22 protein-coding genes are annotated in these 25,025 nt (G+C 59.2%); 9 read left to right on the top strand and 13 right to left on the bottom strand.

The features are described 5' to 3' along the window. Nucleotide 1: 1 nt before the first annotated feature. The 10 genes from GSF67_RS00110 to sppA form a co-directional block, all read right to left on the bottom strand. Nucleotides 2-2,830 carry a [protein-PII] uridylyltransferase gene (locus tag GSF67_RS00110; protein ID WP_006310191.1) on the bottom strand — a complete coding sequence of 943 codons (2,829 nt, stop codon included), beginning with the start codon at nucleotides 2,828-2,830 and terminating at the stop codon, nucleotides 2-4. A gap of 96 nt (nucleotides 2,831-2,926) precedes the next feature. Next, on the bottom strand, nucleotides 2,927-5,641 hold the full coding sequence (mutS, locus tag GSF67_RS00105) for a DNA mismatch repair protein MutS (RefSeq protein WP_006310190.1): 2,715 nt from the start codon (nucleotides 5,639-5,641) through the stop codon (nucleotides 2,927-2,929). A gap of 127 nt (nucleotides 5,642-5,768) precedes the next feature. Then, a complete protein-coding gene (locus tag GSF67_RS00100; protein ID WP_006310189.1) occupies nucleotides 5,769-6,650 on the bottom strand; it encodes a GNAT family N-acetyltransferase in 882 nt (293 codons plus the stop codon). Nucleotides 6,651-6,744: 94 nt separating this feature from the next. Then, a complete protein-coding gene (locus GSF67_RS00095) occupies nucleotides 6,745-8,985 on the bottom strand; it encodes a hybrid sensor histidine kinase/response regulator (RefSeq protein WP_006310188.1) in 2,241 nt (746 codons plus the stop codon). A gap of 55 nt (nucleotides 8,986-9,040) precedes the next feature. Then, entirely contained in the window at nucleotides 9,041-9,529 is a 489-nt protein-coding gene (lspA, locus tag GSF67_RS00090; protein ID WP_006310187.1) for a signal peptidase II, read from the bottom strand. Then, nucleotides 9,529-10,389, bottom strand: a complete 861-nt coding sequence (locus GSF67_RS00085) for an RNA methyltransferase (RefSeq protein WP_006310186.1) — start codon at nucleotides 10,387-10,389, stop codon at nucleotides 9,529-9,531. Before GSF67_RS00085 ends, lspA begins: the two co-directional genes overlap by 1 nt. Continuing rightward, nucleotides 10,386-11,519: a class I SAM-dependent methyltransferase gene (locus tag GSF67_RS00080; protein WP_006310185.1), complete on the bottom strand. Its 1,134-nt coding sequence runs from the start codon at nucleotides 11,517-11,519 to the stop codon at nucleotides 10,386-10,388. Before GSF67_RS00080 ends, GSF67_RS00085 begins: the two co-directional genes overlap by 4 nt. Nucleotides 11,520-11,612: 93 nt before the next feature. Further along, nucleotides 11,613-11,954: a LapA family protein gene (locus GSF67_RS00075; protein WP_006310184.1), complete on the bottom strand. Its 342-nt coding sequence runs from the start codon at nucleotides 11,952-11,954 to the stop codon at nucleotides 11,613-11,615. Nucleotides 11,955-12,021: 67 nt separating this feature from the next. After that, nucleotides 12,022-12,348 (bottom strand): integration host factor subunit beta, encoded by a 327-nt coding sequence (locus tag GSF67_RS00070; RefSeq protein ID WP_219256707.1) that lies wholly within the window; start codon nucleotides 12,346-12,348, stop codon nucleotides 12,022-12,024. Between the two features lie 2 nt (nucleotides 12,349-12,350). Then, entirely contained in the window at nucleotides 12,351-13,304 is a 954-nt protein-coding gene (sppA, locus tag GSF67_RS00065; RefSeq protein WP_006310183.1) for a signal peptide peptidase SppA, read from the bottom strand. Nucleotides 13,305-13,537: 233 nt separating this feature from the next. On the opposite strand from sppA, the gene lptC reads away from it, so the two are divergent. The 6 genes from lptC to ptsN all read left to right on the top strand — a co-directional run bounded on the left by lptC (nucleotide 13,538) and on the right by ptsN (nucleotide 18,646). Next, on the top strand, nucleotides 13,538-14,203 hold the full coding sequence (gene lptC, locus GSF67_RS00060) for an LPS export ABC transporter periplasmic protein LptC (RefSeq protein WP_006310182.1): 666 nt from the start codon (nucleotides 13,538-13,540) through the stop codon (nucleotides 14,201-14,203). A gap of 13 nt (nucleotides 14,204-14,216) precedes the next feature. Continuing rightward, a complete protein-coding gene (locus GSF67_RS00055; protein WP_006310181.1) occupies nucleotides 14,217-14,780 on the top strand; it encodes an LptA/OstA family protein in 564 nt (187 codons plus the stop codon). Nucleotides 14,781-14,789: 9 nt separating this feature from the next. After that, nucleotides 14,790-15,599: an LPS export ABC transporter ATP-binding protein gene (gene lptB, locus GSF67_RS00050; RefSeq protein WP_006310180.1), complete on the top strand. Its 810-nt coding sequence runs from the start codon at nucleotides 14,790-14,792 to the stop codon at nucleotides 15,597-15,599. 152 nt (nucleotides 15,600-15,751) lie between these two features. Next, on the top strand, nucleotides 15,752-17,296 hold the full coding sequence (gene rpoN, locus GSF67_RS00045; RefSeq protein ID WP_006310179.1) for an RNA polymerase factor sigma-54: 1,545 nt from the start codon (nucleotides 15,752-15,754) through the stop codon (nucleotides 17,294-17,296). Nucleotides 17,297-17,529: 233 nt separating this feature from the next. Beyond that, nucleotides 17,530-18,102 carry a ribosome hibernation-promoting factor, HPF/YfiA family gene (gene hpf, locus GSF67_RS00040; RefSeq protein WP_010970823.1) on the top strand — a complete coding sequence of 191 codons (573 nt, stop codon included), beginning with the start codon at nucleotides 17,530-17,532 and terminating at the stop codon, nucleotides 18,100-18,102. 82 nt (nucleotides 18,103-18,184) lie between these two features. After that, nucleotides 18,185-18,646, top strand: coding sequence for a PTS IIA-like nitrogen regulatory protein PtsN (ptsN, locus tag GSF67_RS00035; RefSeq protein ID WP_006310177.1), 462 nt, complete (start codon nucleotides 18,185-18,187; stop codon nucleotides 18,644-18,646). A gap of 82 nt (nucleotides 18,647-18,728) precedes the next feature. Here the strand turns inward: ptsN and grpE are convergent, their stop codons facing one another. Next, complete coding sequence (gene grpE / locus GSF67_RS00030; protein WP_006310176.1) at nucleotides 18,729-19,364, bottom strand: nucleotide exchange factor GrpE; 636 nt, start codon at nucleotides 19,362-19,364, stop codon at nucleotides 18,729-18,731. A gap of 114 nt (nucleotides 19,365-19,478) precedes the next feature. After that, nucleotides 19,479-20,570, bottom strand: coding sequence for a heat-inducible transcriptional repressor HrcA (gene hrcA / locus GSF67_RS00025; RefSeq protein WP_006310175.1), 1,092 nt, complete (start codon nucleotides 20,568-20,570; stop codon nucleotides 19,479-19,481). Between the two features lie 136 nt (nucleotides 20,571-20,706). Here hrcA and rph point away from each other — a divergent pair, with 136 nt between their 5' ends. Genes rph through hemW form a run of 3 tightly spaced genes read left to right on the top strand, consistent with a single transcriptional unit; the run spans nucleotide 20,707 to nucleotide 23,290 of the window. After that, nucleotides 20,707-21,423 (top strand): ribonuclease PH, encoded by a 717-nt coding sequence (gene rph / locus GSF67_RS00020; RefSeq protein ID WP_006310174.1) that lies wholly within the window; start codon nucleotides 20,707-20,709, stop codon nucleotides 21,421-21,423. A gap of 17 nt (nucleotides 21,424-21,440) precedes the next feature. After that, complete coding sequence (gene rdgB, locus GSF67_RS00015; protein WP_006310173.1) at nucleotides 21,441-22,085, top strand: RdgB/HAM1 family non-canonical purine NTP pyrophosphatase; 645 nt, start codon at nucleotides 21,441-21,443, stop codon at nucleotides 22,083-22,085. Between the two features lie 5 nt (nucleotides 22,086-22,090). After that, nucleotides 22,091-23,290 carry a radical SAM family heme chaperone HemW gene (hemW, locus tag GSF67_RS00010; RefSeq protein WP_006310172.1) on the top strand — a complete coding sequence of 400 codons (1,200 nt, stop codon included), beginning with the start codon at nucleotides 22,091-22,093 and terminating at the stop codon, nucleotides 23,288-23,290. 72 nt (nucleotides 23,291-23,362) lie between these two features. Here hemW and dnaA read toward each other — a convergent pair whose 3' ends face one another. Next, nucleotides 23,363-24,826 (bottom strand): chromosomal replication initiator protein DnaA, encoded by a 1,464-nt coding sequence (gene dnaA, locus GSF67_RS00005; protein ID WP_006310171.1) that lies wholly within the window; start codon nucleotides 24,824-24,826, stop codon nucleotides 23,363-23,365. Nucleotides 24,827-25,025 lie beyond the last annotated feature (199 nt).

The raw sequence follows: 25,025 nt of genomic DNA, 5'->3' as shown, positions 1-25,025 counted from the left end.
ATCAAGCCTTTGCCGTGCGCGCGGCCGGCAGCGCCGCCACGTCTGGATGGGCGATGATGCCGTTCGGCATGCGGTCACGCAATTCGTCTTCCTGCTCGCTCATCACGGCCTTCAGGCGCTGCGCAATGCTGGCCTGCCGGTTGTCATTCGTCACCTTCTGGCCGAACAGATCCGTCACGTAGAAGGTGTCGATGACCTTCTCGCCGAAGGTGGTGATGCGGGCGGAGTGAATATCAAGTGACAGGTCGGCGATGACAGCCGTCATATCGGCCAGAAGCCCCGGCCGGTCGAGGCATTCGACTTCGATGACGGTGAACTTGTTCGACAGACCATTCGAGATGGTGACGGAAGGCGGAATGGTGAAGGCGCTTTTTTTCCTGCGGCTCTTCGTACGCGTGGCGATCATTTCCGGCAGGCGCTGCTTACCGGAGAGGACTTCCTCGATGAGCTTGCCGACATTGGCACCGCGCCGCGTCTCATCTTCGTCGATCGGGAATTCGCGGTTGATGAGGATCGTATCCAGCGCCCGCCCGTCAGAGGTGGTGAAGATCTGCGCATCCGCAATGTTTGCGCCGGCAGCTGCACAGGCACCGGTGATGATCGACAACAGGCGCGGATGGTCCGGCGCCAGCACGGTGATTTCCGTGATGGCGTGGAAGGAATGGGTGCGCACCATTGTTGACAGCGCCTTTTCCTGCTTGTCCGCCTCGCGCATGAAGCGGGTGTGGCGCACCTGGTCTTCCAGCGCCACCGTCAGCAGATAGGGCTCGTAATGCAGCTTGGTATATTTGCGCCGCGCCTTCTGACCCCAGTCTTCGAGAGCATCGTAGAGCGCCTGGCGGGCAATCTGCGCACGCTCCTTGCGCGAGACTTCCGAGAAGCCGCCTGACAGAAGCAGTTCAGTCTCGTAATACAGCGAACGCAGCAACTGCCCCTTCCAGCCGTTCCACACGCCCGGACCAACGGCGCGGATATCGCACACCGTCAGGATCAGCAGCATCTTCAGCCGCTCCATGGACTGCACCTTGTCGGCGAAATCGGTGATGGTCTTGCGATCGTGCAGGTCGCGCGTCTGGGCGACCATGGACATCAGAAGATGCTGTTCGATCAGCCAGACGACGGTCTCGGTCTGCTTGCCGGTGAGGCGGAAACGCTGGCAGAGCTTGCGGGCGACGCGTGCGCCGGCAATGGAATGATCCTCCTGCCGGCCCTTTGCCACATCGTGCAGCAGCACGGCGACATAAAGCGCCTCACGCTCCTCGACGCCCGGCATCAATTGATTGGCGAGCGGATGGGCATCCACGGCGGTTCCCTTGTCCACTTCCGACAGAACGCCGACCGAGCGGATCAGGTGCTCATCCACGGTATAATGATGATACATATTGAACTGCATCATCGCGACAATCTTGCCGAATTCGGGAATGAACTTGCCGAGTACGCCTGCCTCGTTCATACGGCGCAGCGTCAGGGCCGGGTCGCGACGGGAGGTGAGGATCGACAGGAAAAGCCGGTTCGCTTCCTCGTTTTCGCGAAGCTCGTCATTGATGAGCGAGAGAGAGCGGGTGACGACACGCAGCGCATCCGGATGCAGTTCGAGATTGTTGATATCGGCGATGTGGAAGAGCCGGATCAGATTGACCGGGTCGTTCTTGAAAACATCCGGTCTTGCCAGCGCGATGCGGCCCCGGTCTTCCACGAACTCCACCGAGCCCGGAATCTTGCGAACGCGGTGGGCAAAACGGCTGAGAACGCCTGACAGACCCGGCACATCCTTCGCCTGCCGGTCTTCCAGCGCGGCGCAGACGATGCGGGTCAGATCGCCCACGTCCTTAGCCACGAGAAAATAATGCTTCATGAAGCGCTCGACGGCGGAGAGGCCCGGGCGCGGCTGATAATTCAGCGCATCGGCGATTTCGCGCTGAATATCGAAGGAAAGACGCTCTTCCGCCTTGCCGGTGATGAAATGCATCTGGCAGCGGACGGCCCAGAGAAAATCATCGGCCTTTTCGAAAAGCTTCAGTTCGGACCTCGACAAAACACCGAGTTTCACCAGATCGGCCGTATCGCGGACGTGGTAATAATATTTGGCGATCCAGAACAGCGTGTGCAGGTCACGCAGACCGCCCTTGCCTTCCTTGACGTTCGGTTCCACCAGATAACGCGTGTCGCCCGCCTTGCGGTGGCGCTGGTCACGCTCGGCGAGCTTGGCGGCGATGAATTCCGGGCCGGTTCCGGTGACGACTTCCGACTCGAAGCGTTTTTCGAGGTCGTCGGTCAGGGATTTTCTGCCGCAGATCGCCCGCACTTCCAGAATCGCGGTTCGGATGGTCATATCGGATTTGGAGAGGCGAATGCACTCATCCACCGTGCGGGTGGCGTGCCCAACCTTGAAGCCGAGATCCCATAGCAGATAAAGCACGAACTCCACGGCCTTGTGCATATCAGGCGTATTCTTGGCCGGCAGCAGGAACAGGAGATCGATATCCGACCCCGGCGCCAGCGTGCCGCGGCCATAACCGCCGACCGCCGCGACCGCGATCTGCGGCGCATCCTTGGGATAGACATGTTGGCAGGCGAGATCATAGAGCGTTTCGATCAGCCGGTCCTGAAGCCAGGAGATGCGCCGGGCGCAATCAATGCCGCTGCCATCGGCTTTCAGCAGCTCTCTCGCCTTTTCCCGCCCTTCCGTGCTGGCCCTGCGGAAGATCGGCAGCAGATCCGACTTGATATCGGCGATGCGTTTGCCGTCTTCCTTGAAGATAACGTCGCAATCGCGCTTCAGCGCCGATACATCGAGAATGTCGGAAAAATCCAGGTCCTTGATGGCCATCTATGCCGGTATCCATGTCCTGTGGGATAACCCCACCGCTGCGATGGGACTGTCCTATAACGAGTTTCGGAGGCTATGGACAGGCACTGTATCTGTTCAAGCCTTGCCAAGTTCTTTCTTCAACGCATAGAGCGCGTCCAATGCCTCACGTGGCGTCATTTCGTCCGGGTTGAAGCTCTTCAGGGCTTCCTCCACTTTCGATGGTCCCGCTTTGCGGGTTTCCTCGCGGCGCACGGCAATCTGGAACAGCGGCAGATCGTCGATCAGCTGGCTGGCCGGGTTCTTGCGGTCGGCATCCTCGAGCTTCGTCAGCACCTCACGGGCACGCTCCACCACCGAGGCAGGCAGGCCCGCAAGTCGCGCGACCTGAATACCGTAGGAACGATCCGCAGCGCCCGGCCCGACCTCATGCAGGAAGATGACATCACCTTCCCACTCCTTCACCCGCATCGTGGCATTGGAAAGGCGGCCGAGTTTTTCCGACAGTACCGTCAGTTCGTGGAAGTGCGTGGCGAAGAGGCCGCGGCAACGATTGACCTCATGCAGATGCTCGACGGCCGCCCAAGCGATCGAAAGCCCGTCAAAAGTTGCGGTGCCACGGCCGATCTCGTCGAGGATCACCAGCGAGCGATCCGTTGCCTGATTGAGAATGGCGGCGGTTTCCACCATCTCCACCATGAAGGTCGAGCGTCCCCGGGCCAGATCGTCGGAAGCGCCGACGCGCGAAAACAGCCGGTCTACGACGCCGATATGGGCAGCCTCCGCCGGAACGAAGGAACCGATCTGCGCGAGGATGGCGATCAGCGCATTTTGGCGCAGGAAGGTCGATTTACCGCCCATGTTCGGGCCGGTGAGCAGCCAGATTGCACCGTTCTTGCCACCATTGACGGCGGAGAGATCGCAATTATTCGCAATGAACGGCCCGGCAGACTGCCGCCGCAGCGCTTGCTCAACAACCGGGTGCCGGCCGCCCTTGATTGAAAAGGTCATGGAGGCATCGACGATCGGACGGCAATAGGCCTGTTCGGTCGCAAGATAGGCGAGGCTTGAGGCGACATCGATCACCGCAAGCGCCAGAGCCCCGGCCTTGATCGCCTCCGCCTGCTGCACCACGGCCTCGACCATGCGCTCGAAGGCTTCCAGCTCCATGGTCAGAGCCTCGGCCGCGGCATTGGCGATGCGGCTTTCGAGATCGGCAAGCTCCGTGGTTGTGAAGCGCATGGCGCCCGCCATGGTCTGCCGATGGATAAAGCGCGCTTTGGCCTCATCCGTTGCCATCATTACATCGGCATTGCCCGCCGTCACCTCGATAAAATAACCCAGCACGTTGTTATGTTTGATCTTGAGCGACTTGATGCCGGTCTCATCGGCATATTGCAGCTGCAACCCGGCGATCACCCGGCGTGACTGGTCGCGCAGTGCGCGAACTTCGTCGAGTTCGGGATTGGCGCCCTCACGCAGGAAACCACCATCGCGTTTCAGAAGCGGCAGATCGTCGGCCAGCATCGATCCGAGCATAGCTTCAAGAGCGCCGGGCAGGGCTTTCAAATCCCTGAGAGCTTTCGCCAGCTCATCCGGCAGCAGCCCACCGTCGAGAATGACCGCAATTTTTTCGGCCGAAACCAGACCCTGCCGGATGGCGCCAAGATCGCGCGGGCCGCCACGTTCCAGCGCAAGGCGGGAAAGCGCACGGGGCATATCCGCGACATGTTTCAGCGCGTCACGCAGACCATCGCACAGGGAGACGTCATCGATGAGATAGGCCACGGCATCAAGACGGGCATTGATCCTTTCCGGATCGGTCAATGGCGACATCAGTCGTTCGGCCAGAAGTCGCGCACCGCCGCCAGTGACAGTGCGGTTAAGCGCGTGCAGGAGCGATCCATCCCGGTCGCCGGATAGTGTTTTCACCAGTTCCAGATTGGCGCGGGTGGCGGGATCAATGAAGAGCGTCGATGCCGCACTTTCGCGTTCCGGCGCGCCGAGCGGCGGACGCTCGGCAATCTGGGTCTTTTCGACATAGGCCACGGCTGCTGCTGCGGCTGCCATTTCCACCCGTGAAAACGTTCCGAAACCATCCAGCGTCGAGACGTTGAAATAACGCGCAATACGGCCTTCTGCCACCGCACTATCGAAGAGGATGGCCGGCTGCGGCACCGCGACACGGCCCAGCACATCGAAAACCGGCCGTAGTTCCTCGTCGTGGAACAGGCTGTCGGCAACGATCAGCTCACGCGGATCGATACGCCAGATATCGGCGAGAAGCCGCGTCAGCGTGGTTTCCGCCAGACGGAAGACGCCGGTGGAAATATCGATCCAGGCGAGCGCGAATTGCGCTTCGGCACTGCCGCGAATGCGGGCAAGCGCCATCAGATAATTGGATTCCGTCGGGGACAGCAGCTTTTCTTCAGTGAGCGTTCCGGGCGTGACGAGCCGCACCACATCACGCTTGACCACGGATTTCGATCCGCGCTTCTTCGCTTCAGCCGGGTCTTCGATCTGTTCGCAGACGGCGACACGGTAGCCGCGCAGGATGAGCTTCTGGAGATAATCGTCCGCCGCGTGAACGGGAACGCCGCACATGGGAATATCATGCCCCATATGCTGGCCACGTTTCGTCAGCGTGATACCGAGCGCGCGGGAGGCTTCGACCGCATCGTCAAAGAACAATTCGTAAAAATCGCCCATGCGGTAAAACAGCAGCGAACCGGGATTGTTCGCCTTGATCTCGATATATTGCTCCATCATCGGAGTGGCCGTCGCGCGGCTCTCTTCCGAGATCAGGGAAGCGGTTGTCAGAACGTCCGTCAATGGCCTGCCGATGTCATATCGTGTTGCGGAAAAGGAGCGCCGACACTAGCGGCATTGCCCGCCCCAACACAACACACACGGCACTGCTGCCCACAGGAACATCCTGATGGCCTCGATCAAAACCCGGTCAGCCGTTGATGCGTTCGGCCTCGCCGCCATAATAGCTGATATAGCGGCCGGCGATGGACGATACCGGCAAAACCACCAGGACGTCGGTGGTGTTGAAAGCATGATCAACGACCGCACCGGAGCCGAACATGGCGCCAAGACGCATATAACCCTTGATCAGCGGCGGCATGGCATTCAATGCCTTGCGGGTATTGAGCGCCTCGACCGGCACGAGGTCCATTTCATGATAGAGTTCGGGCAAAGCGACCGCTTCCCACTCTCCCTTTGCAAGGCAATTATGGTGCAGGAAGGACAGCGCCAGCGCATGTGCTTCCGGCTGCACGCCGGGGAAGGAAGCGCAGCCAATCATGGCGTCCATGCGGTGTTTTACGGCATAAGCCCAGTTGCCCTGCCACAGAAGCTCGACGGTACGCTTGGTGCGATATTCCGGCAGCACACAGGAACGGCCAAGTTCCATGAAGCGCTTGCCCGGATGGCGCGCGACAAGCCCGGCAATATCGAACTCGCTGGCAGAATAGAAACCATTATTGGCAAGCGCCGTTTCCTGTCGCAGCAGACGATAGGTGCCAACGATCTGGTCCTCGCTATCGCCTTCAATCGACTTGTCGAGCACAAGAAGGTGGTCGCAGACGCTGTCCCAGGCGTCGAAGTCGCGCTTGCGGCGCATCGCTTCGGCAGGAAGGCGCGCCTTCATTTCCTCGACAAAGACCCGGTAGCGCACGGATTGCGCGGCATCGATTTCACGTTCATTTCTGGCAAGCCGTGTTTCCAGCGTGCCGATACGGCCGAAAAGACCCTCATTGTCCTGAGCTGTCTCGGAACGAGGACTAATGACAACATTGTTTTCACAAATGTCGTGATTGAAGATTTCGGCAACCATGGGGAATCGCTCCGCCACCAAAGAGTTTTCCTGTCATAAATCACTAATTCGCGACAGAATAGTGACAAAATGCCGCCAACGCGAGTCTGTCAAGTTATGATGACAACACGCGTTTCGCCTCCAGTAGGCGACGGATTTCCTCAACCAGCCGGCGCGGGTCGGCGGGCTTGGCCAAAACAGCACCTGCACCGGCCTTCAGCAGTATCTCGGCGGTCCCGGCACCGGCGTCCCCGCTGAGAATGATGACGGGAATATTTCTTTCATCTTTCAGCTTGCCGAGGAGGTCCGGCAACACGTCGAGGCCCTCACCGCCCGGCATATTAAGATCGGAGACGATGAGATTTGGCAGGCGGGACGCACCCGACGCCACCGATTGCTGCAGGGCCTGAAAATTGTCGACGGCGCGGACGATATAGCCGCTTTTTTCCAGGACAGCCCGAATGATGCGCGCATTGACCGGATCGTCTTCGGCCACGAGTATCTCGATGCCGCTCGCTCTCTCCACCACCCTTGACGAAAATCCCACATCCGGGTGGTTATCGTTGATCGCGTCGCGCCGCTCTATGCCGCGCAGGCGGCCACACAGCACATCGATCAGGGATTTTTCGCGAAGGGGCCGGATCAGCCAGGCGTCGAAGGACGCATGGGTGGTCGAAGCCCGCTCTTCGGGACTGACGAGCAGCGTGCGACGGATCGTCTGCTGCGGCCAATCCCGCAGGGCATCCCTGAACAGTGCCGAGATACGCAGATCGACGATGATGTCGGTGAGATCGGCGGTCCGGCTGACAGTTCCATTCCTCAGCCTGTCCAGATCCTCCGGCTGATGGATGAGAATACATTTGCCGCCGAAAGCCTCGATGGCTTCCATCGTCACCGCCGCCGCCACACCCTCCGGCGCAATCAGCAGGACATTGGTGTGCTGCAGGCAATGGCTCCGGCCGGAATCCGGCATCTCGGCGGGAGCCCTGCCCGGGCGGAACACCAGCTTGAAGGTGCTGCCCTCACCCCTGCGGCTCGAAACCGTGAGGTTGCCGCCGAATTCCCGCACGATGCGGGCGGAGATCGCAAGGCCGAGACCCGTGCCGGCGCTTCGTTGCGACAACGGCCCGGCCTGCTCGAACTCCCCGAAGATCCGCGCCTGCTCCGCCTCACTCATGCCGGGGCCGGTATCTTCGACGGTGATCTGCAATTCGCCTTCGACCATGCGCGCCCGGATAACGACCCCGCCCACCTGCGTGAATTTCACGGCATTGCCGATGAGATTGAACAGGACCTGGCGCAGCCTTGCCGGATCGAAATCGAGATAATCGGGCACGTCAGGCGTGACGAAGGAGGCGATTTCGATGCCCTTTTCATGGGCACGATGGGCAAGCATCTCCACGATGCTCTCGATCAGCCGCCGCAGGTTTTCCGCGCGCGGGTTGAGCCTGAAGCGGCCGGCTTCCATGGTCGAATAATCCAGGAGATCCTCGACAAGCTGCACCAGCGACTGACCGGACTGTTTCATGCCATCCAGATAATTACGCTGTTCCTGATTGAGCTTCGTCTGCGACAGAAGGTGGTTCATGCCGAGCATGCCGGAGAGCGGCAGGCGGATTTCATGGCTGACCGTGGCAAGCAACCGCGCCTTTTCGGCATCGGCCTTTTCGGCGCGCAGGCGGGCATCTTCCCGTTCGGCCAGCGCAAGCCGTTCTTCGGTCACGTCTCTTGCGATACTGCTGATCATGAGACGGCTGCTTGCGAGATCGCGGGTTACCACATCGTGCCAGGAGAAGATGCGCTGACCGAACGGAGTCGCGATCTCCACATCATAGGCATGGACCCTGTCACCCGGGCGGAAAGCAATGCCGATCTCCTCGCAGCTCAAGCCTTCCGGCGACGTGCAGCCGGTCATTTCGCGAAAGACGCGGTTCGCCTCGACGATGCGCCGGTTCATGTTGCGGATCACGACGATATCGCCCATGGACTCCTGCATTTCGGCAATCAGCGACCGGTTTTGCGTTTGCCGCAGCCGGACATCCGAATAATCTGCGGGCAGCGTGCCGGGAAGCGGGAAAGATTTGCCGAAGAGCGCATAAAACAGGGCACCCATAAGCACCGCGCCAAAAAAACAGGCGAGCACGACGGTGACGGCATAGGGCACCGCAAGTGCGATCAGGGCGGCAGCGAAGGCCCCCACCGATAGCGAAATGGCGACATAAAGCGCAACCGCCCTGACATCGCTGGCATGTTCCTCGTTCGCAAGGCGCGTTGTCTTATCGGCAGGATCCGCCGCTGGGGCGGCCAGACCGAGACCATCTGAAACTTTTTGCCGAAGTCGTGCAAGTTCGCTCATACATAACCGCTACCACGGCAGCGGTTTTGATATGTTTGGCTGAAACGCTAAAATTTTACTTTTTGGCCGCCCGGGCATGCAGAAATTCATCGAGAATGACGCTAGCTGCACCGATGGTTATGAAACTATCAGCCAGATTGAATACCGCGAACGACCATGTCTGCGTGTGGAACAGGATATAGTCGATGACGTGACCGTAAAAAAAGCGGTCGAGAAGATTGCCGGCCGCTCCCGCGATGATGAAGGCAAAACCGAGATGGGCGAAGGTCCGGTCGGCCGCCGTTTTGCGCCAGAGCCAGAGAACGAAGACCACGATGACGAGGCGCATGCTGACGATGAACCAGCCGTGCATGTCTTCCAGCATCGAAAAGGCGACACCGAGATTGTAGGTGCGATAAAGCGCCAGAAACGGCGCTACCGGAACCATCTCCTGCAGCGGCAGATAGGCCTCGACCAGCTGCTTGACGATCTGATCCAGCACCAGTGCGGCGACGATCAGCGCAAAAGCCGGGCCGAATTTCGAGAACAATGCCGCTTTGGCCATTACGTCACCGGTGCAAGTTCGAGGAGATGTCGCCGTGCTTCAAACAGCATGACAGCGGTTGCGATGGCGAGGTTGAGACTATCGGCGCGGCCCTGCTGGGGAATGCGCGCCAGCTGGTCCGCCTTGCCGGCCAGTTCCGGCGGCAGGCCAGACTGTTCGTTGCCCATCAAAATCACGACCGGTTTGCCGGCGTAGTCGATCTTCCGATAATCCACGGAACCGGCAAGATGTGTGGCAACGACGCTGACATGAGCCGATTTTTTCCAGGAGAGGAATTCCTCAACCGACGTGCGGGCGACTGGCGTGGCAAAGACCGAGCCCATGGTGGCACGCACCGTCTCCAGCGAGAAGGGATCGGTGCAATCGCCCACCAGAATGACGCCCGAGGCACCGGCTGCATCCGCCGTGCGGATGATGCTGCCGAGATTGCCGGGATCGCGCACGCGGTCGAGCGCGATATAGGTCTCGCCCTTTTCAGGGCGGATATCCTTCAGCGGCTTCCATTTCTGTTCGAAAATACCGACGACCATCTGCGGATTGTCGCGGCGGGTGATCGAGGCGATGACCTTCTCGCTGACTTCGAGCACCAAGCCACCCGAGGCAACGGTCTTGACCGCCGCCTGCTCCACCAGCGGCTTGCCCTTGGCGGCCTTGGCGTAAACCAGCGTCTTGATCGTCCAGCCGAGTTCGAGCGCGTCGATGACCAGCTTCAGGCCCTCGGCCATGAAGGTGCCGGTCTCTTCCCTGCCCTTTTTCTGGGTGAGCGCCTTGATGTCCTTGATGATGGGATTGGCAAGGCTCGTCACTTCCTTGACCTGGCCAACCCGGCGCGTGGTGTTTTCGCGCATGTCCTTCGTCATTTCGGCTCCCAGCGGCTGAACAGCGATGTGGAAAGCACGCGGCCCGGCGTCTTGCCGTCAAGCCCCGCTTCGCGAATGACCAGTTCACCGGATGCGACGACACCGCCGGCACCGCGCATGGTTTCGCGCATCAGCTCATGCATCGAATAGAAGCTGGCCCGGATGGAATAGGCCGTCAGCACCAGACCGAGCGCCTTGGGCGACAGGATTTCCCGGCAGATATCAAGCATCAGCGGCAGATGGTCGAACAATTGCCAGACCTCACCGTGAGTGCCGCGGCCGAATTTCGGCGGGTCGGTGAGAATGATGTCGTAGGTGCTGCCACGACGTTCTTCCCGCTGGATGAACTTCATGGCGTCTTCACAAATCCAGCGGATCGGCGCCTGTTCCAGCCCGGCGAGCACCTGGTTCTCCTTCGCCCAGCCGATCGCCTTCTTGGAGGCGTCGACATGGGTGACTTCAGCACCAGCAGCCGCCGCAACCAGCGAGGCGACGCCGGTGTAACCGAAGAGGTTCAGCACTTTCAGCGGCCGGTCTGCGGTCTCCGCGGCATTTTTCAGCCATTCCCAATGCACGATCTGCTCCGGAAAGACGCCGACATGCCGGAACGCCGTGAAACGACCGAGAAATTCAACCCCCAGCAGGGAGAGAGGCCAGGTTTCGCCAAGCGCTTCCTTCGGAAAACGCCAGCGGCCCATGCCGTCCTCATCCGTATCGCCGGTAAAAATGGCGTCGGCATTCTGCCATACGCGATCGGGAACCGACGGCCGCCACAGCGCCTGCGCCTCGGGACGAACGACGCGGTAATCGCCATATTGTTCAAGCTTCAGGCCATTACCACTGTCGATCAGGTGAAAATCACCCGCGCCGCTCGATTCCAGAATGACAGGGACCTGTTCTGCGGGCAGTTCACCGGTGCGCTGCATAATTGCGCGCGCGGGGACTTGCTCAACGGCAGCCGCTACGACGGTTTTTTCCTTCGGCGCGGCTTTCTGCACGGTGCGCACCGCATCGGGCTCGCGCTTTTTCGGCGCGGCATCCGCGCGGCGCGCCGGCTTTGCGGCATGGACCTGTTTTTTCTCGCTCCCGGCACGCGCACGATTGCCCGGCCGGCTGTCTTTTTTCTTCAATGGAAATCTTTCCGCTTCTGCCCGCGTCTTATTGCGCCAGCAAATAGCATTCCGCGCGCCGCTCGACTAGAGCCGGAACGGCTGTCGCCACCATCACTTTGCCGGGAGTTGTCCCGCATGCGGCAGCTGCCCGGTGGCCGCCGCCTTCTGGCGGTTCGCCTCGTCGTGCCAGCGAACGGCCTCTTTCGCTTCGATACGGGCACGTTTGCGATGTTTGCCCTGAGCGAACCATGTGGCCGCCGAGCCCATGAGAACGCCAAAAATGACCGCCAGAAACAGAAAAACGAAAAACGGCGCGGTGAAGGACAGAACGCCATCGTCCGGTCGGAACGGATTGAGCGCCAGCGTCACGGACTGACGATTGGCCACGCACAGGATGACGAGGATGATCGCCAGCGGAAGCAGGATGATGAGGTTGATGATTTTTTTCGACATCCGACAATACTCCATCGCTGCGGGGTGTTCCGCCGGCTCCTTTGCAGTCGCCAGGCGTCAAGAACGATCAATCGTCCTCTTCGTCGCCCATACCCGGGTTCAGGCGCTCGCGCAGTTCCTTGCCCGTCTTGAAGAAAGGCACCCATTTTTCCTCGACGAAAACCGACTCACCCGTACGCGGGTTCCGGCCCGAACGGGACGGACGGTTCTTCACCGAAAAGGCGCCGAAACCGCGAAGCTCGACACGATTTCCCGCCGCCAGCGCATCGGTGATTTCATCCAGCACCGCATTGACGATGTTTTCCACGTCGCGGTGATAAAGGTGCGGGTTACGCGCAGCAACGATCTGCACCAGTTCAGACTTGATCACGGTTGCCCCCTGAAAGAATTGGATTTTTAACGCGGCTCAACCTGCCAAACGGAAACAAGACCGTCAAGAAACAACTTGTCCGCACCGAGCTGGCTGGGGCCTGCGAAGGGAATTAAATCGTCATATCCCAGAAGTTTCGCTATTTGCGCAACACTGAAAAGCGCAAAAGGCGAATTGGAGGACGGCGCGCGCCATTCGACGATCGGCAAATCCTTGGCCACACCACGGGTTTCGAAATAGGCGCGAACTTCCTTTTCGCCGCCGAGCGTGTCGACCAGCTTGTTGGCAAGCGCCTGCCGACCAGTGAAGATCGATCCATCAGCCAGTTTCAACACCTCTTCGCGCGGCAATTTGCGGCGATCGGCGACGAGGTCGACGAACCAGCCGTAGCTGTCCATCACCATGGCGCGGATCATGGTCTTTGCCTCTTCCGGCGCTTCGTGGAAAGGAGAAGGCTCCGCCTTCATCGGTGACGACTTGATTTCCTGAAGCGAAACGCCGAGCTTTTCCATCAGCTGGCCAAGCTGGGGGTACTGGAAGATCACGCCGATCGAGCCGGTGATAGAGGTTTCGCCGGCAACGATGACGTCGCCTGCCGATGCGATCATATAACCTGCGGAAGCGGCGAGCGTGCGTACATCCGAGACAACCGGCTTCTTTTCCGCGACGCTTCTAATAGCCTTGAAAATGCGCTCCCCGCCGTAGGTGGTGCCGCCGGGTGAGGAAATCGAGACGATCAGGCCTTTGACATTATCGCTGTTGGCAATTTTGTCGAGCCGCTCGAGAAGTTCGGTATTGTCGGTGATCAGGCCCGAGACCTCGATGCGGGCGATATGGGGTTTTGCGCTTTGCTGCGGGCCTTGCCAGAAAAACCGGTAAAGACCGAAGGCGCCGACGACGAGCAGGAGAACGGCGGCAACCCGCCAGAAAGTCAGCTTGCGGCGCAACCGCCTGCGATCAGCTATCGCCATATTATCCATAGAAACCTCTGTCGTCCGCCTGTGCGTTTCAGGCCATATGGTTCTTCTAACGCGAAGCCGCAAGGAAACAATAAAGAAACCAGAATTACGATAAAATTCGCATTTCTCTTGCACCTCTCCAGACAAAAACCATATTGGCAGGACAAAGCACTCGTGCCAAACACATTTAGATAGAGACACAAGCTTCGATTGTGCGCCAGAATGGCGCCGGGGAAGCATTCGGACCCACTCCTATGCTCGAACGACTCCGTGAACCCGCGCCAGCATTTTCGCTGCCCAATGACCAGAACGGCGCCTATGACACAGCGCTGCGGCATTCCGCGCGTGTAAAGCGGCTGAAGATCATTCTGCCGCTCAGCGCGGCCATCATCTCGCTCGCCTTCATCGCCGTTTCGGTCATCCGCACCTGGGCGCCCGAAAAGGTTTCGCTGGAAAGCGCGCGAATAGAAGACGGCAAGATCGTGATGGAAAAGCCCGCCGTCGCGGGCCGTAACGAAAAGGGGATAGATTACTCCATGAACGCCGACCGCGCGTTGCAGGACATCGCCAACCCCAACCTGATGACGCTCGAAAAGGTGCTGGCCGCCGTGCCTGTCAATGACAGCGTCGCACAGGTTATCGCCCAGGAAGGCATTTTCGACCGTTCCACCAACACGCTGAAGATGACTGCGCCTTTTGACATCAATCTCAGCAATGGCATACAAGCGAAGTTCCAGTCTGCGGATGTCGATCTGAAGGCCGGCAAAATGAGCAGCAAAGAGCCGGTTTCAATCAAAACAAACGACGGCTCCATTGTTGCGCAATCGATTGACATCGCAGATAATGGCAAGACAATTACATTTTCGGGGCAGGTACGCGCACGTATCGCTGCATCCAATATCAAGAATGAAGGCAAGTGAGAGCCCGGTCCAGATGATGCAAATTTCCCGTCCCGTTTCCCTTGGCAGAACCACAGGCCTTACAGCCGCAGGTCTTGTTTTTTCCTGTCTTGCAACTGTGGCTTTCGCCCAGAACACGACCAGCAGCATGCAGGGCGTCAAGCTCTCCGGCGACCAGCCGATCGCCATTGAAAGCGATCAGCTCGAGATTCGCGACCAGGAGCGTAAGGCCTATTTTACCGGCAACGTAAAGGTTGTGCAGGGCACGACCACCCTTCAGGCCGGCAAGATGACGGTGAACTACAAGGGTCAGGGCTCTTCGCTCACCAGCGGCGACGCCAATATCGAGAAGATCTTCGTCGACAACAATGTCTACCTGACCTCCGAGACCCAGAAGGCCACGGCCGACCACGGCGAATTCGACATGGCGGCGCAGACCTTCATTCTGACCGGCAAGCAGGTGGTCCTGTCCGAAGGCACTAACGTCTTCACCGGCTGCAAGCTCACCGTTCTGATGAATACGGGGCAGGCAAAGCTCGAAAGCTGCGGCGGCCCTGTTCGGATCATGCTTGATCCGAAATCCCAGAAAAAACAGTAGTCTTTCCTCGTGAAGATACCTTCGATCTCAAAAATTCTCGGCGGCGGACGCAACCGTTCCGCAGACGCCGCCTCACCGGCCGACAAAACCCCTTACCAGGGCACGTTGATCGCGCATGGCCTGACGAAGACCTACGATACCCGTCGTGTCGTCAACGGTGTTTCACTGGTCGTGCGCCGTGGAGAGGCCGTGGGGCTGCTTGGCCCGAACGGCGCCGGCAAGACCACCTGTTTTTACATGATCACGGGCCTGGTGCCTGTCGATAGCGGCAAGATCGCCATCAATGGCAATGATGTGACCGGCATGCCGATGTACAGGCGTGCCAGGCTCGGTGTCGGTTATCTGCCGCAGGAAGCGTCGATTTTCCGCGGCCTGACGGTCGAGGAAAACATTCGCGCCGTGCTGGAAGTGCATGAACCGGATGCCGCCAAACGCAATCGCAAGCTCGATGAACTCCTGGAAGAGTTTCATATTGCGCAACTGCGCAAATCGCCTGCTGTGGCGCTTTCGGGCGGTGAGCGGCGGCGTCTGGAAATTGCGCGCGCTCTCGCGACCGACCCGACTTTCATGCTGCTGGATGAGCCCTTCGCGGGCGTCGATCCGATTTCGGTCAGTGACATACAGAATCTGGTCAGGCATCTGACCGCGCGCGGCATCGGCGTTCTCGTCACGGACCATAATGTACGTGAAACGCTCGGCCTCATCGACCGCGCCTATATTATCCATGCCGGCGAAGTGCTGACGCATGGACGTCCTGACGACATCGTCAACAATCCGGATGTGCGCCGTCTCTATCTCGGCAATAATTTCAGCCTTTAACGATAGGGCGCGAAAGATTCTTCATCGCGCCCCACCCTGACGCTTGACCAAACAAGATAAAAAAGCAATTTTTGGGCCAAGTTCCGTCTCCTCCGCAAAATTTATGAAAACTGTGGCTATGGAGAAGCTGTAAGGGGAGTTTCGCGTCCGCCATGGCATTGTCTGCCAGCCTTTTGCTGCGTCAAAACCAGTCTCTCGTGATGACACCGCAACTGATGCAGTCCATCCAGCTGCTTCAGATGACGCATTTCGAGCTGACGCAGTTCATCGCGCAGGAGGTGGAGCGTAATCCGCTGCTGGAAATTGCAGCAAACGATGGCGATTTGGGCAGCGATACTCCTGTCGACGTCGATAATTTCGGCGACGCTGAAGCTTCGGACGCGGCCGCCAGGGTGACGCCCGACAGCGATGACTGGTACGGGGAGCGCGCCGCAAATCTTGGCGAGCAGCTGGACACCAGCTTCGAAAACGTCTTTCCCGACGATGGCGAGCCGAGAAAGGCCGATGCGCCCGAACTCGCAAGCCAATGGAAATCCATGCCCGGGCAGGAGTCCGGAGAAAGCTACGACCTCGACGACTTCGTGGCGGCCCGACAAAGCCTCAGCGACCACCTCAATCAGCAACTGCCGCTCGCCATCTCCGCCGCCGAGGACAGGATGATCGCCGATGCGCTGATCGGCCAGCTTGATGAGACCGGTTATATCGCCGCGGATGCCGTCGACGACGTTGCCGAACGGCTGGGTGCTGCACCATCGGCGGTCGAGTACGTTCTGAAGACGCTTCAGGGTTTTGATCCGCCGGGCATCTTTTCCCGTTCCTTGAGCGAATGTCTGGCAACCCAGCTCGCACAGAAGGACCGGCTCGACCCGGCCATGCGAGCTTTTGTCGATAATCTCGAGCTTCTGGCGAAACGCGATTTTGCCTCCTTAAAAAAACTCTGCGGCGTCGATGAAGAAGACCTTCTCGACATGCTGGCGGAAATCCGCACGCTCAATCCGCGCCCCGGCGCGGGTTACGATTCGATGGTTTCGGAAACAATCGTTCCTGATATCATCGTCCGCCCCTCCTCCACCGGTGGCTGGCTGGTGGAGATCAATCCCGACACCCTGCCGCGTGTGCTCATCAACCAGAGCTACTTTGCGGAGGTTTCAAAACATAAGGCGCGCGCAGGAGAGGATCAGGATTTCCTGTCCGAATGCATGCAGACGGCCCATTGGCTGACCCGCAGCCTCGATCAGCGCGCCCGGACGATCATGAAGGTGGCGAGCGAAATCGTACGCCAGCAGGATGCCTTCCTCATCAACGGCGTCGACCAGCTGCGCCCGCTGAACCTCAAGACGGTGGCCGACGCCATCAAGATGCATGAATCCACCGTCAGCCGCGTGACGTCGAAGAAATACATGCTGACGCCGCGCGGACTGTTCGAGCTCAAATATTTCTTCAGCGTGTCGATCAGCGCCGTGGAAGGCGGTGATAGCCATTCGGCGGAAGCGGTGCGTCACCGCATCAAGGCGATGATCGCGCAGGAAGCCGCTGAGGCCGTTCTTTCCGACGACGATATCGTCGACAATCTGAAAAAGACCGGCATCGATATCGCACGCCGCACCGTCGCCAAATATCGCGAGGCGATGAATATCCCCTCCTCCGTGCAGAGACGCCGGGAGAAGAAAGCCATGGCGAAGCTTTCCGCCTTCTGAGCAACGCGGCGATCACGTTTGCGGCGGTTTTTTGCCGCACCATTGACTCTTGTCACGGCAGGAGCTAGAAGCCCGCCGCACACGTCAGCAAGGTCATTTGTAACGGAATAATCTCCTCCGTCCATGGGCGTAAAATTCGAATGAAGGCTTTTTAAGGCCTTCGAAACGCTTGGATGCGCGCGCGGCTTGACGTAAGCTGGTACTCGCAAATCACTACAAAAAGGAAAATTTCCATGAGTGTGCGTGTATCTGGTAAACATATGGAGATCGGTGAATCTTTCCGTCAGCGGATTGAGGACAATATAGGTCTGGCAGTTACCAAATACTTCGATGGGGGGTATTCAGGCCAGGTAACCGTGGAGAAGTCCGGATCGCGTTTTGCGGCCGATTGCAAGCTGCATCTCGATACCGGCGTCGTATTGCATGCGGCGGGTCAGGCGAACGATCCGCAAGCCAGCTTCGATGCTGCCGCTGAGCGGATCGAGAAGCGCCTGCGTCGTTACAAGCGCAAACTGAAGGACCATCACAGTGGTTCGAACGGCGCGCTCCCGGAAATCGCCTATACGGTGATGGATGCTGTTCCCGATGAGGACCACGAGGTCCCCGAGGATTATGCACCCACCATTGTGGCGGAGAGCTCGAAACAGATTAAGACAATGTCAGTCGCCAGCGCCGTGATGGCGCTCGACATGACCGACGAGCCGGTTCTGCTGTTCCGCAGCCCGGGCAAGGAATATCTCAACATCGTTTACCGACGTCATGACGGCAATATTGGCTGGATCGACGCGGAAACGATCAAGAGCTGAACAGTCTGACAAGACGTGGGAGGCAGAGCGCCAAGGCGCATCTGCCTCCTGCATCGTCTCGATGGCATGAAGGAAAAAGAGAATGGCGTTGGCAGATTTGCTGCAACAAGATGCGATTATTCCCGCCCTCAAGGTGAATTCCAAAAAGCAGTTGCTTCAGGAGCTGGCCGCAAAGGCAGCCAGAATTACCGGGGTCTCGGAACGGGAAGTTTTCGACGTCATCCTCCAGCGTGAGAAACTCGGCTCCACCGGTGTGGGTCATGGCATTGCCATTCCGCATGGCAAGCTCAACAGCATTCATCAGATTACCGGCGTCTTCGCACGTCTTGAAACCCCGGTCGATTTCGAAGCTTTGGACGACCAGCCGGTCGATCTGGTTTTCCTGCTGCTCGCGCCAGAAGGCGCGGGCGCGGATCACCTGAAGGCGCTGTCGCGCATCGCGCGGGCGCTACGCGATCCTGAACTGGTGACCAAGCTGCGCGCCACTGATTCCGACACGGCGATCTACGCCTTCCTCAATCAGGAACAGGCGACGGCGGCCTGATCGCGGGCCTATCCTGTCGGTTTAACGGCAATAAAAAACGCGCCCTGAAGGCGCGTTTTTTTATGACGGAAGGATAAATGCCTCACGCGTCCTTTTCATTAAGAGACGACGTGCCCGGCTCGGCCGATGCGGAGGCTTCAGCCTTCGGGCCGCCCTTGGCGACACCCACCATTGCGGGGCGCAGAACGCGGTCACCGATGGTGAAACCGGCCTGAATGACCTGAAGTACGGTATTGTTGGGAACCGCCGTGTTCGGAATTTCGAACATTGCCTGATGGAAATTCGGGTCGAATTTCTGGCCTTCGGCATCGATCTTCTTCACACCATGGCGCTCCAGGGTCGACAGCATCGAGCGCTCGGTCATTTCCACGCCTTCGATCAGGCCGTTGAGACCGGCTTCGCCATTGGTCTTGAGTTCGTCCGGAATGGCTTCCAGCGCGCGGCGAAGATTATCGGAAACGGCGAGCATGTCGCGGGCAAAACCGGCCAGCGAATAGGCCTTGGCATCCTTGACGTCACGCTCGGTGCGGCGGCGAAGATTGTCCATCTCGGCGGCAAGGCGGAGGAATTTATCGCGCAGATCGGCGTTCTCAGCCTTGAGCAGTTCCACCGGATCGGGCTCTGCCGTTTCGGCCTGTTCTTCACCTGCCTGGGCAGGATCGACAAACTCTTCCGCGACGTCCGCGTCAGGTCCGGGCTTTTTTGTATCGTCGGTCATGACGTTCTCCAGATTAGACTGTTATTGGGTTGGGCCCGATATCGAGCTTTGACGGGCAAAAATCAAGGCTTGCGGCAAAAAGCTTGCCGCATTCTCTGATCTTGCTGATGTGTCCTATCTCTGTTTGCGGGAAAGGCGCGCCATGATCTGCGCGGTATAATCGACCATCGGTACGATACGGGCATAGTTCAGCCTGGTAGGCCCGATGACGCCGACAGCACCCACGACACGATTTTCCTCATCGCGATAGGGCGCGACGATGAGAGAGGAACCGGAGAGCGAAAACAGCTTGTTTTCAGAGCCGATGAAAATCCTGACCCCTGAACCGCTTTCCGCCAGATTGAGAATCTCGATCAGATTTTCCTTACGCTCGAGATCGTCGAACAACATGCGGACCCGATCGATATCTTCCTCACCGGCGAGGCCCTCGAGCAGGTTGGAGCGGCCGCGAACGATGAGCCGGCCAAGCTTGCCTTCCTCATTATCGCCCGCCCATATAGCGAGACCACGCTCCACGAGATCCTGCGCCAGCATACCGAGTTCCGACTGCAGCTCCGTGCGCTGGGTCTGGAACTGCCCGCGCAGCTCCTGCAGCGTCTGTCCCGACAGGTGGGCATTGATGAAATTCGCCGCCTCGGTCAATTGCGAGGAGGAGATGCCGGCCGGCAATTCGATGATACGGTTTTCGACCTGATTGTGATCGCCGACCAGCACGGCAAGTGCCTTGGTGGGCTCGAGCCTGATGAATTCGACATGTTTGAGGATGACGTCATTCTTGGCCGTCAGCACGAGACCAGCGCCGCGCGACATGCCTGACAGCATGCGGCTCGCTTCCGTCAGCAAACCTTCCAGCGATTGTTCGTGGCCAGCAACCGGCCCGATCTGACGGTCGATATTCGCCCGTTCGTCGGCAGGCAGATCGCCCACCTGCATGAAGGCATCCACGAAGAAGCGCAGCCCCGTCTGCGTGGGCAGGCGTCCGGCGCTGATATGCGGCGAATAGATGAGACCAAGCTCCTCCAGGTCGCTCATGACGTTGCGGACGGAGGCCGGGGAAAGCGACATCGGCAGAAGCCGCGACAGGCTGCGCGATCCGAGCGGCTCGCCCGTATCGAGATAACCTTCGACGATGCGCCGGAAAATTTCCCGCGACCGCTCATCGAGCAGCGATGCCTGATCTTTTGAAAGCGGTGCTGAAAAACCCATCTTGTCCGTTCTTTATCGTCCAAATCTACTTTACGCCAATATAATGCGTTGCAACGCCGGGGCAAAACGGAAATTGGCTTTGCAAAAGCCCGGAGCGCACCTTAGAAGGCAGGAACCAACATGGAGAGTGGATCATATGCGGCCTTCAGGCAGAAAAACCGACCAGATGCGCAAGGTTTCCTTCGAGCGCAATTTCTCGAAGCATGCCGAAGGCTCCTGTCTCGTGAAATTCGGCGACACGCATGTGCTCGTCACCGCAAGCCTTGAAGAAAAGACGCCGCCGTGGCTGCGCAACAGCGGCAAGGGCTGGGTCACCGCTGAATACGGCATGCTGCCACGCTCTACCAATGAACGCATGAAGCGTGAGGCTGCTTCCGGCAAGCAGGGCGGCCGCACGCAGGAAATCCAGCGCCTCATCGGCCGCTCGCTGCGCGCCGTCGTTGACCTGCAGGCCCTTGGCGAACGCCAGATCAGCATCGACTGCGATGTCATCCAGGCCGATGGCGGCACTCGCACCGCCTCCATTACCGGTGCATGGATTGCCCTGCATGACTGCCTGAAGTGGATGGAAACCCGCAACATGATCAAGGTCGAGAAGGTTCTGAAGGACCATATCGCCGCAATCTCCTGCGGTATCTTCGCCAAGCAGCCGGTGATCGATCTCGATTATCTGGAAGACTCTTCCGCCGAAACCGACGCGAATTTCGTGATTACAGGTTCCGGTGGCATCGTCGAGGTTCAGGGAACGGCGGAAGGTGCGCCCTTCTCCGAGGAAGAGTTCCTGACGCTGCTCGGTCTTGCCAAGGCCGGTTGCAGCGAGCTGGTTGCCCTTCAGAAACAGGCAATCGCCTGAGCCTACAGGAAAACGTCATGCGCAAGCTCGATACCAGAACGATCGTCGTCGCCAGCCACAACAAAGGCAAGATCGCCGAAATCGCCGACCTGATCGGGCCTTTCGGCTTCTCCGCCAAGTCGGCGGCGGAGTTGAACTTCTCGGAGCCGGATGAGACGGGCACCACCTTCGAGGAAAATGCCGCCATCAAGGCGCTTGCGTCTGCGAAGGCGTCCGGCCTGCCGGCATTGTCTGACGATTCCGGTCTTGTCATCGATGCGCTCGACGGTGCGCCAGGCGTCTATACCGCCAATTGGGCGGAAACGGCCGATGGCACGCGCGATTTCGCCATGGCGATGCAGAAAGTCGAGGATGCGCTGGCCGAGCGCGGAGCCTCCAAGCCGGAAGATCGCACGGCCCGCTTTGTCAGCGTGCTGTGCCTGGCCTGGCCGGATGGGCATGTCGAATATTTCCGCGGCGAGGTCGAAGGCATCGTGGTGTGGCCGCCGCGCGGTACGAGCGGTTTCGGTTATGATCCCATCTTTAAACCCGACGGATATGACACCACATTCGGCGAAATGAGCGCGGATGAAAAACACGGCTGGAAACATGGTGACGCTTTCGCACTTTCTCACCGCGCCCGGGCGTTCAAAAAATTCGTAGAAACCTGCCTGGAGGCATGAACCCGATGGTCGGGGAGCACCAACTTTCTGCCCCCGGCGCATCGCTTCTGCCGGATACGGGCGATCCCGGTTTCGGGATCTATCTGCACTGGCCCTTCTGCGCGGCCAAATGCCCCTATTGCGATTTCAACAGCCATGTCCGCCATCGGCCGGTGGATCAGGAGCGGTTTACCGCGGCTTTCCTGCGTGAAATGGAACATATGCGGACGCTGAGCGGCCCGCGCGTCGTCACCAGCATTTTCATGGGTGGCGGTACGCCTTCGCTGATGGACCCGCAGACGGTCGGTGCGCTATTGGATGGCATTTCGCGCTTCTGGCACGTGCCTGATGGTATCGAGATCACCATGGAGGCTAATCCTTCCAGCGTCGAGGCAGAACGGTTTCGGGGTTATCGGGCGGCAGGCGTCAATCGTGTCTCGCTCGGCGTGCAGGCACTGAATGACCGCGACCTGAAATTCCTCGGCCGCCTGCATGATGTCGCCGATGCCTTGAAAGCCATTCGGTTGGCGCGGGAGATTTTTCCGCGCATGTCCTTCGATCTCATCTATGCCCGCCCGAACCAGACGGTGGCCGAATGGGACGCCGAACTGAAGGAGGCTGTTTCCTATGCCGTCGACCATCTGTCGCTCTACCAGCTGACGATCGAGGAAGGCACACCCTTTTATGGCCTGCACAAGGCCGGCAAGCTCATCGTTCCGGATGGCGAACATTCGGCCGTGCTTTATGAGGCGACGCAGGAAATCACCGAGCGTTACGGCATGCCGGCCTATGAGGTTTCCAATCACGCCCGGCCCGGCGCCGAAAGCCGCCATAACCTCACCTACTGGCGATATGGCGATTATGCCGGCATCGGCCCCGGTGCGCATGGACGCCTGACGCGTGGCGCTTCCAAGCTCGCCACCGCCACCGAGCGGCACCCCGAGACCTGGCTCGAAACCGTTGAGCGGGAAGGCCATGGCATGGTCGATCAGGAATTGCTCGGTGTCGATGAACAGGCTGATGAATTGCTGCTGATGGGCCTTCGCCTGCGCGAAGGCATCGATCTCGCCCGCTGGAGCGATCTCTCCGGCCGCGACCTCGACCCGGAAAAGGAGGAGTTTCTCCTTCAGCACGGTTTCGTGGAAAGGCTCGGCAATTCCCGCCTGCGCTGCACACCCTCCGGCATGCTTATTCTGGATGCCGTGGTGGCCGATCTCGCCTGCTGAGGCCAGCGCCACCCGGTTTGAACCCGATAAACGAGAAACCAATAAAAAAGCGGCCCGAAGGCCGCTTCTTTTTTATGCGTTGTTTTCGTTGATCAGGCGTTTCAACAGCTCAACCTCGTGGCCGAGCTTGGTGTCGCCGGAAATCAGATCCTCAATCTTGCGCACCGCGTGAAGAACCGTGGTGTGGTCGCGACCGCCGAAACGGCGACCGATCTCGGGAAACGAGCGCGGCGTCAACATCTTGGCCAGATACATGGCGATCTGGCGCGGTTTGACGATGACGCGGGTGCGACGGTTGGACACCAGTTCCTGCCGCGACACATTATAGTGCCTGGCGACGATGCGCTGAATATCCTCGATACGGACACGCTTGGCCTCACCGCTGCCAACGAGGTGCGACAGCAGTTCATCGACACGGTCAACCGAGAGGTTCGGCTCGAAAGAGCGTCGGAACATCAGCTGGTTGAAGGCGCCTTCAAGCTCGCGACCGCTCGCCGTCACGCTTTTGGCCACATGGGTCAGAATTTCGTCCGAAATTTCGAAAGACGGATCATCCTGACGCGCAGAGCCCATGCGACGGTTGAGCATTTCGTAGCGCATGTCGTAATCAGGGCCTTCGATCTCGATCGCCATACCGCCCTGAAGACGGGAACGGACACGCGGATCGAGCGACTCCAGCTCCCAGGGCGCACGGTCAGCCGCAACCACGACCTGCTTGGCGCTGTCGAGCAGCATGTTCAGCAGGTGGCAGAATTCGTGCTGGATCATCTTGCCCTGCAGGAACTGCATGTCGTCGATGACGAGAAGGTCGATATTGCGCAGCGTGTCCTTCAGCGTCAGCGCGTCATTGTCGCGGATCGCAGTCGCAAAACGCCACATGAAATATTCGGCCGTCAGATAGACCACGCGCGGATTGCGCGGGCTGTCGATGGCTGCATTGGCAATGGCCTGCAGAAGATGCGTCTTACCGAGGCCGACCCCCGCATGAATGAACAGCGGATTGAAGCGCACGGCGCCAGCGCCAGCTTCGGCGATCGTTTTTGCCGCCGCAAGGGCGACACGGTTGGACGACCCTTCGACAAAGGTATCAAAGGTAAAGCGTGTATCGAGCGGCGAGCCGAACAGCGGCCCGGAACCACCCTGACGCAGGGTCGCCTGCGCCGCCATAGGCTGAGCCGCAGGCGCTGTCGCGGACTGCGACGGAATGAAGGACTTGTTACGCGGAGCCGCACCAACCTCCTGAACGGGCTGCGCCCGTTCTTCGGTCTGCGCCGGGCGAACCGGACGGCTGGCCGAGCGGACAAGAATCTCTACCTTCAGTACATCCGGATCCTCGCTCTGAACGAGGCTGGTGATCAGATCCATGTAACGGTTGTTGATCCAGGACTTCAGAAAGGTCGTCGGAACGGTAAAGCGGACGACGCTTTTCGAAACGGTATGGAGTTTGAGCCGTGCAAACCAGCTTGCATAGACCTCGGGACCAACCTGTGCCTTGAGCCGCGCGCTAAAACGTTCAAACAGCGCATCATGCATCATTGCCGATTTATCCCCTGCCGCTTCTGAGCAAGCTGCATCACATGCCTTTGGTGCGCGGTCCCCATCAGCCACCGCACCCATCGCCAAATTCAATTGCATATTGCCGCCTTTCAAATTGCCAATCATAGCCTGACGATCAAATATCGACCGCCAGGGATCCCCCTCGTTTATTTTGCCCCCAGCGTTCCCCTCGAAAGAA

The organism is Agrobacterium sp. CGMCC 11546 (genome assembly GCF_013365515.1).
In the GTDB taxonomy this organism is placed as follows: Bacteria; Pseudomonadota; Alphaproteobacteria; order Rhizobiales; family Rhizobiaceae; genus Agrobacterium; species Agrobacterium fabrum.
The sequence above is the reverse complement of the archived record's forward strand: the minus strand, read 5'-3'. Positions and strand labels throughout refer to the sequence as shown.